The organism is Desulfovibrio sp. DV (assembly GCF_001936595.1).
GTDB lineage: Bacteria > Desulfobacterota > Desulfovibrionia > Desulfovibrionales > Desulfovibrionaceae > Solidesulfovibrio.
Map to the genome: position 1 here is coordinate 1 of NZ_MLBG01000113.1, position 15,780 is coordinate 15,780.

Consider the following 15,780-nt stretch of genomic DNA (forward strand, 5'->3'; position numbering starts at 1 on the left):
ACTGCGGCCGATTTTTTTTGGTGAACAGGAAGGCTTTTTAGGTCGCCACGTCGGTGAGACGGCCGGTGCGGATCTCGGCCAGGGCCGGATCGGCTTTGGGCACATCCGCCTCCTGCGTTTGCAGGGCCGAGGCTGAGGTGATGGAGAAGGGACGCCGGCTGGCCGGCTCCAGGCCGTCGGCAAACGCGATGGAATGGTACCCGTCGGAAACGCCCAGCATGAAGTCGCCCATGATCCTTCTCCTTGTGCGCCGCGTTACTTGGTCACGTCGGCCTTGAGCTGCTTGGCCAGGTCCGAAATCTTGGCCATGGCGGCCTTGTGGGCCTCGGCATCCAGTCCGGCGGTCAGCGCGTCGGCCGTGGCGGCCATTTCCGCCAGACGATCGGCCACCATCTGTTTGCGAATCTTGGCCGGCAGCCCTTCAATCGCCGTGACCTTGGCGTCCAGGGCCGCGACCTTGGCCGGCATGTCGGCCACAGACTGGACAACCGTGCTCATCTTGGCGTCCAGGGCCACGTACACGCCCAAAGCCAGAATAATGGCCAAAAGGCCGATGACAAGGCCGGCACGGGCCGAATTGGCGGTTTCCCGCTCCGCGACAATGGGGTTGTTGACCTTGCTCTCGACGTCGTCTCCGTACATAGCCCGGACTTTCTTTTCCATGCCAAGCATAGGGTGTCTCCTCCGAGGCAAAATTAGAATTCAAATACCATTAACCCAAAGCGATTTAGGGCTCAATGGAAATAAGCCCGCGCCGGGGTTTCCCGGAAAGATTTCCTCCATCCCGGACGGAAATCGCCACATCGTGACAGAAACTGGCTGGTTTGGGGCCGCTATTCGTGGACTTATGGGTCTTGAGGGCGGCGGGAACGACCGCCGCGAAAGGAGACCCGAACATGATCCTGCGCTGCCGACTCTGCCACGCCGACATTGCCGTCTTTGACCCCGCCCGCCTGAACCTGCCGTTTGCAAGCGCCATGTTCGGACCGCTCGCGCCGGGGTTTGCGCCGCCCTTTGCTCCCGGCACGGCCTGGGAGGAGATGCGTTGTCCCCACTGCCGGCATCATCCCCAGGGCTACGATCCGGCCGGACAGGGGAGCCTGGCCACCGATGCCGGCGAATGGACCCTGCCCCGGCCCGCTGCCGCCCACGCCAAACACACGTCCGCCAAACGGGGGAACTGATGTCCGACGTCGCCAGCCAGCTCCTGCCAAGCGCCGATAGGCCCGACCTCGTCGGCCGCCGCGTCTTCGAACTTCTCGAAACCGTGGTGCGCGACAAGGCCGCCCAGGGTTTGACCGAGGCCTGGACCCACTACTACCGTTTGGGCCGCAACCGTTCCTGGCAGGGGCCGGCCCAGCCCGGCGTGCCCCAGCTCGGGGCCAACCTGCTCCACCTGCACCGCCAGCGCACCGTCAACATGCTCACCGACAACCACCCGACGTTTAACGTCAGCCGGGTGGGGCCGGCCGGGGACGAGAGAGTGTTTTCCGTCCTTGAGCGCGCCGCTGCCTGGTGGTGGAACGAGCAGGAACAGCAGGCGGTCTACGAGCGCTCGGTCATCAACGGCGAAACCTATGGCGTGGCCGTGGAAAAGGTCGTTTTCGACCCGGAGCTGGAATACGGCCTGGGCGAGGTGCGCACGATCAGCGTCGATCCCTTTGCCTTTGGCGTCTACCCGACCAACTGCCTGGACCTCCAGGAAGCCGAGGCCGTGCTCCATTTCGCCCCCATGAGCCTGCGCCAGGCCGCCAGGCGCTGGCCCGAGGCGGCCGGAAAACTCAGAAGCGATGCCGACATGCTGGCCGATCTCGGCGACGGCCGCCGGGAGATCATGCTCGGCGACGGCCGTCGCCAGGGCCTTTTCGCCCGCTTTGGCGAACTGGTCCGGACCCTGGCCGGGGCCGGCCAGGGGGACGGGTTTGGCCAGGATACGACCCTTGTGTGCGAGTGTTGGGTACGCGACTACACCATGACCGAGGCCGGTCCGCTCTATCCGGGCTTTATCCGCTGCGTCACCGTGGCCGGTCCCGGCACCCTGGTCCTGTCCGACCGGCCCAATCCGTCCATCAACCCGGCCCTGACCCCGGGACAGGCCATGGCCAGCTACCTCTATGACCGCTTTCCCTTTGCCCTGGCCAATTCCCTGACCGACCCGGCCAGCCTGTGGGGGGCGTCCGACTTCGAGCAGTTGGCCGAGCTCCAGCTCGAGATCAACAAGTGCCTGTCCCAGCTCACCTATCACAAGGATCGTTGCGCCCGGCCCAAGATCATCAATCCCCGGGATTCCGGGGTGGCCAATGCCGCCTTCACCAACCGCCAGGGCATCGTCAACCCGACCTCCATGGCCGCCGCCCAGGGCATCCGGTATCTGGAATTTGCCAACAACACCAAGGACATCGAAAGCGTGCTTGGCATCTACCGGGAACTGTTCAGCCAGCTCGCCGGCATCGGCGAACTGGAGCGCGCCGCCGCCCCGGACCATCCGGTCGTGGCCTACAAGGCCATCGCGGCGCTCATCGAACAGGCAGCGACCCTGCTTCGCGGCAAGATTCGCAATTACTCCAGGCTGGTGCGCGAACGCGGCCGGATGTTTTTAAGCCACATGCAAAACTGGTACACCGAGGAACGCTGGATCACCTTTGCCGAGAACGGCTCCGTGACCGTGGAGCCGGTCTACGGGCACAACTGCCGCGTCCCGGCCCGTCTCACCGTCGTTTCCGGTTCCACCATGCCCGTCTCAAGGGTGCAGCAGCGCGAGGAAGCCCTGGCCCTGTACGAAATGGGGGCCATCGACCGCCAGGATCTGCTGGAAAAGCTCGACTGGAACAGCCGCGCCGCCGTGCTTGGGCGCATGGAGCCGGAGGCAAATCGAGGGGGCGCTGCCGCCTCGAGCTCCCCTGCCGGGGGGCGATAATCCCCCCCGGACCCCCTTGGCGGGGAAAGGGGGGAGAGGACACGCCCAAGAAGCGTAGGTCGCAATTATTTTGGCGAAAGGGCTGGTTGGCAGAGTCAGGCCGCCACGGCCAAACACCAAGCACCGAGGGAATGCCATGCCACTCTATGATTTTACCTGCCGCGTGTGCGGCCGGATGTTTGAAGCCATGGCCGCCATGGACGCCGGGGAAGGGATTTGCCCCTGCGGCGGCTCGGCCAAACGGCTCCTTTCTGTCGGTCGGGGCTACCGGGCCGATGGCGACTGGATCGGCTCGGTTGCCGCCGTGGTCGAGAAGGATTCGGACAAACCCCATGTCCGGGCCTTTCTGGCCGACCCCAGCCGGGCCAACTACCGTCGCTGGATGCGCGGTGAGGGCATCCGGCCCCTGGAAGACGGCGAAGGCCGGCCCCGGGCAACGACGGCCCCGGCCGTTGGCCGCGAAGTCCTGGAACGCTTCAAGGCCCGACGCGGTTGTGCATAACAGCAAGATATATTGAGACAAAGAGTGCCTCCGGCGGCCAAAGGGGTGACCCCTTTGGAATCCCTCATGGAAGACAATGGGGTACGGGGGCAGAGTGTAGTGTCTGCCGCAACTCGTTACAAATTTTCCCCTTTGCAGGGGTCCGGGGGGGATCATCCCCCCGGCCGCCGGAGGCTCTCTTATGCGCTTTCACGGAGCTGCCGACGCGTATGGCTGGTATCGCCGCCGCCGCTGTGAACTGGCCCGGGGCGGGGCCTTGCCCAGGGAGTTTTACCATGCCCGGCCGGCTGCCGATGCCGCCATTGCCCTGGCCGACCTGGAACGGATGCTTTGCCGCCTGGGCCGTACCGGCCAAAAGGCGCTGACCGATCGCAACGCCGATTATCCCGCCACGGCAGCGCGCTTTGAAACCCTGCTGCGGGAGGGGAGCTATCTCATGCCGTAGCCGGCCCGCATCGAGTGTCCGCGACAAGGCCCGGTACGCAAGCGCGCACCGGGCTTTTTGCGTCAACCAACAGCCTGCAAGGGGAGGCCATGGAATCCGAAGCCACTGTCAAATCCGGGAGCGTCCCGGCCGGGGACCCCGGCATCGCCGGCCTGGAGTCGGTGTTTGTCGACCTGGAAAAACGCCTGGATGATCTGGTCGAGGCCCGTCTCGACGCGGTTTCGGCCAGACGCCAGGAGGCCGAGCGGGCCGAACTGGCCGAACAGTTTGCCCTGCGCCATCCCGATTTCCGGGAACTGGCGGGGAACGGCGCTTTGGCCGCTCAGCGGCGGGACAATCCGCTGCTCGACGACGTGGGCGCCTACTACGCCCACCATCTGTCCGTCGAGCGGGAGGCCGCTGCCGGGGAATTGGCCAAGGCCCGGGCCGAAGCCGAAACCGAGGCCGAGGCCCGCACCATCGAACGGGTGCGTTCCAAGCGTCTGGCCGCCGCCCTTGGCGCATCGTCGTCCGCAACCGCCCAGGCCCGCACGGCCGGTGTGGATGCCGACCTGGCCGCGCCGGAGAAATTCGGCGGCATAAACGCCGTCCTGGCTGCCCGCATGGCCGCTCGTCGCCGCGACGCCGGCCTGTAAACCAGAGGAGGATACCGCATGTCCCTTTCGCTTACCGAAATCGAGTCCATCACCAGTGATTACTTCGCCGCTGCCGGCGGCCGGGCCGTGGACATCTATTTCCGCAACTCTTTTCTCCTGGACCTCCTCATGAACCGGCAGGCCGGGCTGTTCGAGCGGCCGGGCGGCGGTGAAAAAATCCGCGTGCCCCTGTCCTATTCCGATGCCGAAGGCGGCTTTTTCACCCGGGCCGACACGCTCTCCAGCGACGACCGGGTGACCATCAATGCCGCGGCCTTCAACTGGAAGCACGCCTACGGCAACGCCACCGTCTACCTGACCGACGAGGTGGCGGCGGCCGGCGACTATGCCGTGGTCCAGTTCGTCACCCAGAAGATCGAGACCGCCCAGCGCACCTGCTCCGGCTGGCTGGCCGCCACGCTCTATTCCGCTGCCGGCGACGAGGCCCCGACCCTGACCGGCCTTCGCGCCCTGACCGGCAGCGACGGCGACAAGCCCTACGGCGGCATCGCCGAGAACGATCTGGTGGCGGCCGACGGCACCAAGCCCTGGAAGGGCGTGACCATCGACGCGGCCGAGCCCATGAGCCTTGAGGTGCTGCAAACCCTGCGCAGCGCCGCCAAGGTGTCCGACGGCCGCGACGGCAAGCCCAACGTGGCCGTGACCACCGAGTCGCTCTACAACAAGGTTTCGCGCATCCTCCAGGTGCAGCAGCGCTTTGTCACCGACGACGGCGTGGCCCAGGCCGGCTTTGCCCATCTGGTTTACGAAGGCATGGTCCTGGCCGCCGACGATTACTGCCCGGCCGGACACGTCTTTGCCGTCAACACCAACCACCTGGGTTTTGCCATCCACCAAAACGGCTTTTTCGCCCGCCAGCCCTGGGTCGATCTGGCCGGTCCGGCCGGACGGGCCATGAAGATCCTGTGGCACGGCAACCTGATCTGCTCCAACAGAAAGGCCCACGCCTGCCACGCCAACCTGTCCTAGCCCGCTTAACGACAACACTTCGGAGGAAAAAATGGCCCAACCCATGAAGCTCTCCTTCACCCAGGACGTGGGCGAAACCTCGCCGGCCAAACGTGAAGCCATCGGTGCCCTGCGCATCACTGCCGACGGGCGCAAGTTCCGCTATGCCAAGGCCGCTTCCGCCAGCATCGACGCCGGTTCTCTGGCCCTGGCCCCGGTGGCCGAGGCCCAGCACGTCAACCGGCCGGCCACCCCGGCCTCGGTTGGCGAGCGCGTGGTCCAGGTGACCGTCGGCGCCAGTCCCGTGGCTGAAAACGCCTATGAGGACGGCTACCTGCAGGTGGCCGACAGCGACGGCCAGGGCCGGCAGTATCGCATCCTCTCCAACACCGCTTGCCCGGCCGGCGGCACGGTCATCTGCACCCTGGCCGAGCCGGTGCGGGCGGCGCTGACCACCGATTCCCGCGTGTCGCTCATTCCCTCGCCCTGGTGCGGGGTCGCCGCTTCGGCCACCGAGGAGAATCTGCCGGCCGGCGTGGCCACCTGCGACGTGCCGGCCGGGCATTACTTCTTTGCCCAGACCGGCGGTGTCGGCTGTTGCCTGGCCGCCGGCACCGCCGCCGTCGGCTCCATGCTCGTGCCCGGAGCCGCGCCCGGGAGCCTGGCCGCCATGAACGCCACCTTGGATGTGGACCAGCCCGTGGCCGGCGTGGCCTTTGCCGCCGCCTTTGCCGACGGCAAGCACCAGCCCTGTCTGCTGACCATCGATTAGCCCCAACCGGCAAACCTCACGGAGCAACACATGGCTTTGGCCGCAATCTCCCTGCCCCGGGCCAACACCGAGGGGCTTCGCCGCGCATTGCCCGACACCCTGGCCAGTCTCACGGCTGAAGTGGCCGGCATCATCGGCGATCCGGGCGTGTCCGAGGAAGATATCGTCCGGGCGCTCGGACGCGGCCTGTACGCAGCCGCCGGGGCCGCGCGCCTGCCGGATCTGGCCACCCGGGCCAGGATCAGCCTGGAACCGGGGCAGGCCGATGCGGCCCTGCCGGCGGATTTGATGCACGGACCTGTCTCTGCCTTCCTCCTCCCCGCCGGCGGCCGGGTCCGGTTGGCCCCGGATCTGGCCGCCCTGAGGCGGCTTTGGCCGCATGACTCCCCCGGCCGGGTGCGCTTTGGCGCAGTGGCCGGCGGTCGGCTTCATGTCCGGCCCGTGCCCCGGGAGGGCGTTGGCATTGAGATCGACTATTACCGGTTGCCCCAACCCCTGGCCGGGGCGGGCGACAAACCCGAGGGACTGCCGCCCCATCTGGCCGGACCGCTGCTGGTCGCCTTTGCCTGCCGGGAGCTTTTCGAGCGCCTGGAGGAGGGGGCCGACGGCAACAAGGTCCAGACCCTGGCCTTTGGCCGGCGCTACGAGGCGCTATTGGCCGAACTGGCCGCCTTGTACGGGCCGCAACAGACCGAACCTGTGGACGTGCCAAGCGCTAACGATCCTTACGGCTTCGGGGGGGATTGGCCGTGAGCCGGGCGCTTCGCCTGACAACCTGCCTGGGACTTGGCGCGTCGGCGGCGCTCCAGGGCTTGGTCTGCGACCCGGAAACCGGCCGGTACGAACTGGCCGAGGCCGTCAACGTGGATGTGGTGGCCGGTCGCGTGGTGCGCCGGCCGGGCCTCACCCGCCTGGCCGGGTACGGCTTTTCGGATCTCTTTTCCGATGGAGCCGAACTCTACGGCGTGTGCTGCGACGGGCTGTACCACATTCCCGGCCAGGGCGAACCGGCGCTTCTGCGCGGCGGCCTGACTCCGGGCGCACCCATGGCCTTTGTCGCGGTAGGCGGGGACGTCTTCTTCGCCAACGGCTGCGAAATCGGCCGCATCCGCCAGGGAGTTGCCGAGGCCTGGGCCGGGGAGCGCTACCACGGCCCGGACCGTATCGGCCGCTATGGACCGCCGCCGGTCGGACACGCCCTGGCCTACCATGCCGGGCGCATCTGGATTGCGGTGGGAAATTGCGTCCACTTCACCGAAGGGGCCGGGCTTTTGGACTGGGTGGACGGCCTGGGCGGCTTTTTGCCGCCCTTTGTCGGACGCATCCGGATGCTGGCCCCGGTTGGCGGCGGCCTTTTCGTCGGCGACGACGCCGGCGTGGTCCATGTGGCCGGGACCGATCCGAAAAAGATGACCTTTGTCCGGGTGGCCCGGGCCGCGCCCCTGCCGGGCAGCCTGGCGCTGCTGCCGGCCGGCCGCCACGACGCCGTGGCCGGCAGCGGCCTGGACGGCGACGCCGCTGTCTGGGCCGCAACCGACGGCATCCATCTGGGGCTGCCCGGCGGGCGGGTCAGGCGTGTCGCGGCCGCCCCCATCCCGGCCGCCAGCCGGGTGGCTGCCGTGGCCACCCGCGGCCGCTACCTGCTGTTTGCAAATCCGTAAACGCCACACGGCGACAACCTTTTGCCCAAGGAGATTTCATGGCTCTGCGTCTTTCCACCGGCCTTCGCAACATGCTGCTTGGCACGGCCAGCTTCACCTCCATCATGGCAAACGGCGTCATCCGCATTTTCCCGGGGGTGCAGCCGGCCAGCGCCGACGATGGCGAAGGGGCCAGTCCGCTTTTGGAAATCACCGTCTCCTCCGGGGCCTTCACCCCGGGCGCGCCGACCAATGGCTTGAACTTCGCCGCTCCCTCGGCCGGAGCCTGCGCCAAGGCCTCGGGCGAAGTCTGGTCCGGCGCGGCCACCGCCTCGGGTACGGCCGGCTGGTTCCGGTTCTATGCCAATGACCGCACCGCCGGAGCCGATGCCGGCCACGCCCGGTTCGACGGCTCGGTGTCCACCTCCGGCGCCCAGCTTAACATGTCGAGCACGGCCATCACCGCCGGTGCCACCACCACCATCGACAGCTTCGTGGTCACCATGCCGGCGAGTTAAAGGGGGGAGAGAGAGAAGAAGAAAAATAAAGAGGAAGAATGCCTCCGGCGGCCAAAGGGCTGAGCCCTTTGGAATCCCACCTGGGGTTCGTTTGATTGGACCGGGTGCGTTGCCGAGTCGAGACGCGAAAGTTGCTTCTTGAGCATGGCGGGAACCACCGTTGCTCTGATGACAGGGGGCCGGGAATGATCCCGGCCCCGATAAAACCGTCAACCGAGGGCGCGCGCCCGCAAGGAAAGGCCATGTCCGAGATGTATCCGCAGTCGCTGCCCTGCCGCTTTGCAGGGTTTCCGGCCCGCATTGCGGTGGTGTGCGGCCGGGCCTTTTCCGAGGCCCGCAGCACGCCCTATTCCTTCGGCAGCCGGGTCACCCTGGCCCAGACCCCGAAAAGCGGCCAGACCTTCGGTGAATTGGCTGTTGGCGCGGTGCTGCCGACCACGGAGATCATCTACGCCGACACCGGGTGCGATGACGTCTTTAACCTCAAAATCTCCCATTACGGCTATGGCCGGTTCTATGCAGCCGATGCCGCTGCGGCCTTTTTCACCCTGGCCGTGGTCAAGGGAATGCGGGTGGAAGCCTCCGGCGTCTGCCGCGCCTTTGAAACCGTGGATATCTGGAACACCCTGGTTCCGGTTGCCAGAGACCTGTCCGTGCCGCCGCAGACACCTGATGCCGTGTGGCTCCAGGACGCCGATGACAACAATCGGGTGCGCGTCGCCTGGTTCGCCGGTTCCGTGCCGCCGGGCGGGCGCATTGTGTCCGGTCATCTCCAACTCGGCGGCGACCTCTCCCTCCAAGCCTAGGGTGGCGAACGGCAAGGACAGCCACAGCCTTTGTCGGCGCAACAGGCTTAAATAACAGTTTTATTTATAAAAAAGTGCCGCTTGTTGCAAGCGCAAGCCGAGGACGGCCCCATGACAAGCTCCGTGGTCTACTACCAGACCGGCCAGGACGTGGCCACTGTGGTCCCTGATCCGGCCCAGACCGTTTTTTACCGCGATCTGCTCCTGGTGCACCGTTTCCGGGATGCTTTTGGCCATGTGGCGGATAATGCCGACGTCCTGGTTATGGCCCAGGGGGAGGTATTTTACTCCACAAACGGCGTCCCCGGTCCCGAAGAAGTGCGCAATTTCTATGTGGGCAACGGCGACGGGCGAAACGGCTGCTGGTCGCCTGAGCCGCGAAACGCCGCCCCGGAATATGTGGGCGTGCACTTTGTCGATCCGGTGCGGGTCACCGGCTTCCAGTTTTCCTCGGGGCTGGTCAACGGCACGTATTGTCCCTTTGGATACGGGCCCTGCGCCTATCCCACGGATTTTCTGCTCCAGGCCTCAAACGACGGGAGCGAGTGGACCACGCTGTTTGCCGCGGCCGACTTTGCCGGAATGCGTGTGGCCACCCGAAGCCCCTTTTACGACGAGGAATCGTCGTGGTGGCAGGACGGCGTTTTTCTGTCCGATCGCCTGGATATCCCAAACGATCATTTCTACCGCAGCTATCGGCTGGTGGTGACGGGTTTTAAACCCGACAAGAAGGGCTTTTACAACATTACCGAGCTCATCTTTTACGGTGTTGCGGCCTGATCTGGCCGGGAAACAACAACGAGGGTCCGCTATGGAACATGTCGATACTCCGGTCCCGGCCCTGGTGACGCAGCCGGCGGCCGGCGATGGCCTTTTCGTGCCGGCCGCAGCGGCCCGGCCGGACCGGCCCATCCCTGCGCCCTTTGCCGGACTGCGCTGGCGGTTTGTGCCGGAACCGGCCCGGCCGGGGAGGCCCCATGCCAAGCCTTGACGACTATCTGTTGTTTCTGGAGCCGGTCCCGGACGAGGCCGTGGCCGCTGCCGGGCTGATCGCCCTGGCCGCCGGGGCGGCAGGCACCGGCACCTGCGGCGTCACCACCCAGGCCGCCGGCCTGCTGTTGCCTGTGCCGGGTCTGGCTGCCGCCGGTTCCTGGCGGCCGCTTGGCCTTTGTCCGCTGCCGCTACCCCTGGCCCTGGCCGGGGAAAACGGCTGGCATCCGGGTTGGGCGGAAGTGGCCCTGCCCGGTCTTTTGGGCCTTGGCGCGGGATCGGTGCCGGCCCTGGCCGAGGCTGTGCTGCCGCCGTTTTTCACCTTGTCCGGGAGCGGTGCGGCCGGTGCGGCCGGTCTGCCCCTGGCTGTGCGTGCCGGGTCCGGCCTTGGCCGCACGGCCGGGGGCGCGCTGTGGCTGTCGTCCCTGGCCGCCCGGGGCCAGAGCTGTTCCCTGGACAGCCCGGCCGGCGGCGCGGCCACGGCCTCGGCTTCGGTCGTGGCCCTGCTTGGCCGGGGTGATCCTGATCTGGCCGAGGCTGTGGCCGGGATTGCGCCCGGCGACCCTGATGCGGCCGCTGCCGCCGTCCTTGCCCTGGTGGCCGGCCGCATTGCCTACGTGGCCGACGCGGACAAGGATGTCTGGCGCTGCGCCGCCGCCACCCTGGCCCGGGGGCAGGGCGACTGCGAGGACGGGGCTTTGCTCCTGCATGGCCTGCTGCTGGCTGCCGGGCTGCCGGCCGACCGCATTGTCACCGCCTTTGGCCGGGTGGGGGTGGACCGGTCCGGCCACGCCTGGGTGGCCTGGAGACGGGTGGGCGACGGCCGGTGGGTGGCCCTGGACTGGACCCTTGGCAGCCGGCAGGGCCCGGTGGCCGGCTTGCCGGTCCTGGGCGATCCCGGGCCGTATGTCTGGGTGGACTACGCCTTGACTGCCGCAGCCTTTTTCACCGTGCGCCAGGAGCCCGGGGTGTTTTTTGCCCGGGGCACGGGCGAGCGGATCGGGTTACCGGCCTTAACCTGCACCGCCTCGGGCTGCTTTGGGGCGGCCGGGGCGGTGGCGTTCCCGGCCGGGACTGGGGCGTCGGGCCTTGCCGGGGCCGGGGGTGGGTGCACCCTTGCCCGGCTGGAAGCGTCGGCTGCGGGCCGGTTCGGCTGGGGTGCGGCGGTCCTGCCGGCCTTTGCCGTCCAGGGGGTGGCCGGGGGCACGGCCGGGGCACTGTTGCCGATGGTGGCTGCTGCGGCCCTGGCTGGCGGTGGCGCAGCCGGGCGTATCCGGTTGCCGCGGCCGGTTGGTCTCGGCACTGCCTGCCTGGCCGCCCGCAGCACCGGGGGCTGCCGCCTGCCCCGGACGGGCTGTGCCGGCCGGGGTCTGGCCGGTGGTTTGGGCGCGGCCGGCTGCGACTGGCCGCTTTGGCGTCTTTGCGGTCGCGGCCTGATTGGCGCTCTGGGCCGGGGCGCGGCCCTGGCTCCGATGCCTGTGCCGTGTGGCCTGGGCCTGGCTGTCAGCCGGGGCAGCGGGGCGGTCGGGCTTGACGGCTGGAAGCTGGCCAGCCTTGGCCGCACAACCGGGGATGCGTGGTTGGCCCGACGCGGCAACGGGGAGGAATGGGCATGACGGCATACGGATGTTCCCTGGAACTGGAGAGCGGGGCGCTGACCACCATGGCCGGGCTGCCGGTCGTTGCCGCCTGTCTGCACGGCGGGCGGGTGGTGGTGAGCGATGGCGTGTTTCTGGGCTGTATTGGCGGCGACACGGACGACGGTATGCCCATTGCCGCGCATCTGGCCCTGCCCCCGGTCGATGCCGGCGTCCCGTCGCGGCTGCTGGCCGTGGCGGTCGAGGGCGTGGCTGGCGGCCGGCTGACCATCGAGGCCCGAAGCGACGCCAGCAGCGAACTTGACGGCGAGGCCGGGCCGGGCAGTCCTTGCGGGCTGCCCGGCCGCACCACGGCGCGGCTGCCTCGGGGGCTTGGCCGTACCTGGGAACTGCGTCTGGCCGGCGAGGATGGTGCGGTTTTGGATATCGCCGCCATCGAATTGATTCTGCTGCCCCTGGACCGGAGGTCGTGATGGAAACGGATTTTCGTCCCGCGCCCCGGCTGCGTCTGGTTGGCGATGCCGGCCTGCTGGCCCCGCTTCGCCGCGACGCACTGCGGGAACTTGACGTCATGCACCGGGAAAACGTCCTTGATCTGCCTGTCTACGACCGGCATGTGGCCCTGGAAACCGGGGAACGCATCCTCTGCCGCCGGCTGGGGGATCAGGATTATATCGAGATCCTCGGGGCGCGCGGCGGCGAAGCCGAGGCCCGCGGGAGTGCGCCACCTGTCCGCCGGCCCGGTGTGACGGGCGAGTTCTACGCCATCCCGGACTGTCTGGCCCGGTACGAGGGCCTGGATAGCCTGCAAAACGCCGTGCCGGACGGCGAACTGGCCGGCTGGACCCTGGGCCTTGGTTCGGCCGTGAGCATCGTCCCGGCAGGCGAGGCCGGGCTGCCTGCCTACGCCGGACTGCCGCAGGCCGGCATCACCCGGGAGGTGGGGGTGTTTCGGCTGCCGGGCGGGGCGGCCTCCGGCCTGCTCTACGGCCGGGGGCACATCCCTGACGACGCGCCTTTTTCCGTGAGCTGTCTGGTGCGCTTAAACGCCCCTCTGGAGTACGACTATGTGTTCGACGCCAGAGGTGTTTTGAACCCGATTCGGACCTACCTGCTGCGAAGCGGGGACGGGACGGCCTTTGTCCACGACTGTCCGGGCGATCTGTCTCCGCTGATCGGGTTTTGCTCGCCCCATCTCCACCCGGACTGGGAAGAGGACCTGACCTATCCCTGGCCGCCCTGGAATGACGACTTTGCCGCCAACACCGACCGGCTCACCGGAGCGCGGCGGGCGTCGGCGGTCTGCGACGGCGCACCCACCCTGGCCGGGGAGGGCTACCGCGACGCTGCCGGCAACGCCTACCCCCATCCCGACGGCTTTGAGATGGGCCTGCAGGCGGCCGGCCTGTTCATAAGCGGCGGCAACCGGCTGCTGGCTGCCCGGCTGTCCCATTTCGAGAGCCAGTTCGGCGTGGTCCCGGCCGTGTCCGATCCGCTGGAACTCGGGCTGTGGCACCATGTGGTCATGACCCATGAGGCCGACGGCACCGTGCAGTTGTTCGTCACCCGCGAGGACGAGGCCCAGGGCACGGCCTACACCGGGACCATGCCCCTTTGCGCCCTGGATGCGGCCTGCACCTACCAGGCCAGCGGGGTCAACGCCTGGACGCTTCGAAACGAAAAGGACGGCGAGGCCATTGGCGCTTACCGCATGAATCCGGCCATGGACGTGGCCCTGCCGCGTTTTTTCCACTACGCCCTGTCGCCCGGCCAGGCCTGGCTGCTGTCCCTGGAGGCGCTGACCGGGATTTTCGTGGCCGATGACCATGAGGTGGCCCAGGCCGCAGCCCTGGGTCTTGTCCCCGTCACCATTGCCAAGGAGGCCTCATGAGCGATTCCAGCGGCGCGGCCGGCATTGTCCGCAACAAGTTCGATACGGCTCAGAATTACGCCAACGATGCCTGGGTTTCGGCCATCAGTTTTCTGGGCCGGTTAAGCGGCGTGGCCCGTCTGACCTATCCCGATGTGGCCCTGCCCGATCTGCCGGGGGCGCCGCAGTATCCGGGTGTGCCCGCCCCGCCGCAGCTTGGGTCCGTGGCCCTGGAGGCCGTGGCCGCCCCGGCCGTGCCCCGGCTGGCCGGCCTTGACCTCGAGGGTCTGGAAATGCCCCGGTTCACCCTGGTGCCGCCGGACATCATCCTGCCTGAGACGCCGGAAATGGTCCTGCCCGAGGCTCCGGGGCAGGTCCCCAATCTGCCCGAGATCGAGCTGCCGCCGGACCCGGCCATCGTGTTGCCCGATCCGCCGGTCTTTGCCGAGTTGCCTTTCCCGGAACTGCCCGCCGCCATCACCCCGGTCTTTGAGGGCGAGCGGCCGCCCATGCCGGCCCTGGTCGCTCCGGGCAATCTGTTCATCCTGCCGCCGGATGCGGCCTATGATTCGTCCCTGCGCGCCGCCCTGGCCGAGCGCCTGGAGGCCGAGGTCCGAAGCGGCGGGGCCGGCTTTGGCCCGGAACTGGAAGACGGACTCTGGCAGCGGGCCAGACGGCGCATGGAAGATGCGCTGGCGGAAAAACTCGCCGGCATTGCCGACGAGTTTGCCGCCCGGGGCGCGTCCGGCCTGTCCGGTCCCATGGCCGTCATGCTGCGGGCGGCGGCCAAGGACGCGGCCGAGGCCCTGGCCGGGCACAACCTGGACATCCTGGCCCGGCAGGCCGAACTGGCCGGCCAGAACGGCCGGGGGGCGGTGGAACAGGCCCTGGCCCTCGAAGCCCAGGGCATCGAACTTTTTAACCAGTCCGCTGCCCGGGCTTTTGAGGGGGCCAAGGCCCTGGCCCAGTTCGGCTACGAGGCGCTTGGGGCCGAAGTGGCCGTGCACAATGCCCAGTTGGCCCGCTATCAGGCCGACGCCGCCGTGTTTGAAGCGCGCATCCGGGCCTCTCTGGCCGAACTGGAAGGGGCCAAGGTGCGCATCGAAGGGGCGCGGCTGGCTGGCGAGGCCCAGAAGCGGGCGGCCGACCTGTATCTGGCCGAGCTGTCCGGGGTGACGGCCCTTATTGGCCTGTACAAGGCCCGTATGGAAGGTGCGGCCGCCAAATCGGCCCTGGGCCGGGATAGGCTGGCCGCCTACGAGTCGCAGGTGGCCGGCTATGTGGCGGCGGTCAACGCCAACACCGCCCGGTTTAATGCCCACGCCGCGGCCATGGCCGGCCAGGAAGCCAAGGCCCGCCTGTTTGCCGAGCAGGTGCGGGCCTTTGGGGCCGAGGTGGATGCAGCCAGGGTGACGGCCGAGACGCGCCTTGCCGTGGCCTCCCGGGATAACGAAGTGCGCCTTGACGCCTACAAGGCCGACGTCGCCCGGTTTGAGGCCGAGTTGCGCCAGGCCCAGGCTCGGGCGGACATTTTGCTCAAGGACAAGGAGCTGGCCCTTGGCGTCTACGATGCCGGCCTTAAGGCCGGCCAGGCCGAGGCCGAACTGCGCTCCCGCGACCACGGCGCCCAGGTGGACGCCTTTTTAAAATCGGCGGAGGTGTCGATAAAACAGGCGGATATGTTGCTGCAAAACTCCCTTGGCGAGCTGCGCCTGGAATCGGAAAAAATCCGGTCCGGGGCCCAGGTCTCGGCCCAGATGGCTGCCAGCGCGCTCAATTCCGTCAATGCCTCGGCCCAGATCGGCTACAGCGAATCCATTGGCGAGCGCACCTCGACCTCGACCACCGAGTCCACCCAGCGTTCGGTGAGCGAGACCACGTCCAAGTCCAACGGCTCCCGCGAAAGCATCAACCACAACTACAATTATCGGGTGTAGAGCGGTGTCTGAACACAAAGCGGGAAGTGGCAAGGCAACAGAGAAGACAGGGGAGTGCCTCCGGCGGCCAAAGGGCAGTGCCCTTTGGAAACCCACAAGGAAGAGTTGAAAGGGCGCAATCCTCGCGCCGGTTACAACGGCTGTCCGGCTTGCCAGGGCGCGCTTCGGAAACGAGGTGCGC

General features: G+C 67.8%; 19 protein-coding genes. 17 read left to right on the plus strand and 2 right to left on the minus strand.

The genetic code is table 11. The features are described from left to right. Positions 1–37: 37 nt before the first annotated feature. Together DVDV_RS18450 and DVDV_RS18455 are read right to left on the minus strand one after the other, a co-directional pair. Positions 38–232, minus strand: coding sequence for a hypothetical protein (locus tag DVDV_RS18450; RefSeq protein WP_075356077.1), 195 nt, complete (start codon positions 230–232; stop codon positions 38–40). Positions 233–255: 23 nt separating this feature from the next. Beyond that, the gene (locus tag DVDV_RS18455) at positions 256–672 is read right to left on the minus strand and encodes a hypothetical protein (protein ID WP_075356078.1); all 417 of its coding nucleotides are present in this window, start codon (positions 670–672) and stop codon (positions 256–258) included. 224 nt (positions 673–896) lie between these two features. Between DVDV_RS18455 and DVDV_RS18460 the strand changes: the two genes are divergently transcribed. From DVDV_RS18460 to DVDV_RS18540, 17 genes are all read left to right on the plus strand, one after another. Then, on the plus strand, positions 897–1,184 hold the full coding sequence (locus DVDV_RS18460; protein WP_075356079.1) for a hypothetical protein: 288 nt from the start codon (positions 897–899) through the stop codon (positions 1,182–1,184). After that, on the plus strand, positions 1,184–2,917 hold the full coding sequence (locus DVDV_RS18465) for a hypothetical protein (RefSeq protein WP_139311665.1): 1,734 nt from the start codon (positions 1,184–1,186) through the stop codon (positions 2,915–2,917). Before DVDV_RS18460 ends, DVDV_RS18465 begins: the two co-directional genes overlap by 1 nt. Positions 2,918–3,053: 136 nt before the next feature. Beyond that, positions 3,054–3,419, plus strand: coding sequence for a zinc ribbon domain-containing protein (locus DVDV_RS18470; protein WP_075356080.1), 366 nt, complete (start codon positions 3,054–3,056; stop codon positions 3,417–3,419). 181 nt (positions 3,420–3,600) lie between these two features. Next, the gene (locus DVDV_RS18475; RefSeq protein WP_075356081.1) at positions 3,601–3,864 is read left to right on the plus strand and encodes a hypothetical protein; all 264 of its coding nucleotides are present in this window, start codon (positions 3,601–3,603) and stop codon (positions 3,862–3,864) included. Positions 3,865–3,953: 89 nt separating this feature from the next. Further along, complete coding sequence (locus tag DVDV_RS18480) at positions 3,954–4,499, plus strand: hypothetical protein (RefSeq protein WP_075356082.1); 546 nt, start codon at positions 3,954–3,956, stop codon at positions 4,497–4,499. Positions 4,500–4,517: 18 nt separating this feature from the next. Further along, positions 4,518–5,489: a phage major capsid protein gene (locus DVDV_RS18485; protein ID WP_075356083.1), complete on the plus strand. Its 972-nt coding sequence runs from the start codon at positions 4,518–4,520 to the stop codon at positions 5,487–5,489. A 31-nt stretch (positions 5,490–5,520) separates the two neighbouring features. Next, entirely contained in the window at positions 5,521–6,240 is a 720-nt protein-coding gene (locus DVDV_RS18490; protein ID WP_075356084.1) for a hypothetical protein, read from the plus strand. A 30-nt stretch (positions 6,241–6,270) separates the two neighbouring features. Beyond that, complete coding sequence (locus DVDV_RS18495; protein WP_075356085.1) at positions 6,271–6,993, plus strand: hypothetical protein; 723 nt, start codon at positions 6,271–6,273, stop codon at positions 6,991–6,993. Further along, positions 6,990–7,901 (plus strand): hypothetical protein, encoded by a 912-nt coding sequence (locus DVDV_RS18500; protein WP_075356086.1) that lies wholly within the window; start codon positions 6,990–6,992, stop codon positions 7,899–7,901. The genes DVDV_RS18495 and DVDV_RS18500 overlap by 4 nt, the downstream gene beginning before the upstream one ends. A 38-nt stretch (positions 7,902–7,939) precedes the next feature. Then, a complete protein-coding gene (locus DVDV_RS18505) occupies positions 7,940–8,398 on the plus strand; it encodes a hypothetical protein (protein ID WP_075356087.1) in 459 nt (152 codons plus the stop codon). Between the two features lie 242 nt (positions 8,399–8,640). Further along, positions 8,641–9,204: a hypothetical protein gene (locus tag DVDV_RS18510; RefSeq protein ID WP_075356088.1), complete on the plus strand. Its 564-nt coding sequence runs from the start codon at positions 8,641–8,643 to the stop codon at positions 9,202–9,204. 111 nt (positions 9,205–9,315) lie between these two features. Continuing rightward, the gene (locus DVDV_RS18515) at positions 9,316–9,984 is read left to right on the plus strand and encodes a hypothetical protein (RefSeq protein WP_075356089.1); all 669 of its coding nucleotides are present in this window, start codon (positions 9,316–9,318) and stop codon (positions 9,982–9,984) included. Positions 9,985–10,015: 31 nt separating this feature from the next. Continuing rightward, positions 10,016–10,195, plus strand: a complete 180-nt coding sequence (locus DVDV_RS18520) for a hypothetical protein (RefSeq protein ID WP_075356090.1) — start codon at positions 10,016–10,018, stop codon at positions 10,193–10,195. After that, entirely contained in the window at positions 10,182–11,810 is a 1,629-nt protein-coding gene (locus DVDV_RS18525) for a transglutaminase domain-containing protein (RefSeq protein WP_075356091.1), read from the plus strand. The genes DVDV_RS18520 and DVDV_RS18525 overlap by 14 nt, the downstream gene beginning before the upstream one ends. Beyond that, complete coding sequence (locus tag DVDV_RS18530) at positions 11,807–12,265, plus strand: hypothetical protein (RefSeq protein WP_075356092.1); 459 nt, start codon at positions 11,807–11,809, stop codon at positions 12,263–12,265. The genes DVDV_RS18525 and DVDV_RS18530 overlap by 4 nt, the downstream gene beginning before the upstream one ends. Beyond that, on the plus strand, positions 12,265–13,683 hold the full coding sequence (locus tag DVDV_RS18535; protein ID WP_075356093.1) for a hypothetical protein: 1,419 nt from the start codon (positions 12,265–12,267) through the stop codon (positions 13,681–13,683). Before DVDV_RS18530 ends, DVDV_RS18535 begins: the two co-directional genes overlap by 1 nt. Next, positions 13,680–15,599, plus strand: a complete 1,920-nt coding sequence (locus DVDV_RS18540; RefSeq protein WP_075356094.1) for a hypothetical protein — start codon at positions 13,680–13,682, stop codon at positions 15,597–15,599. The genes DVDV_RS18535 and DVDV_RS18540 overlap by 4 nt, the downstream gene beginning before the upstream one ends. The last annotated feature ends 181 nt before the right edge of the window (positions 15,600–15,780 follow it).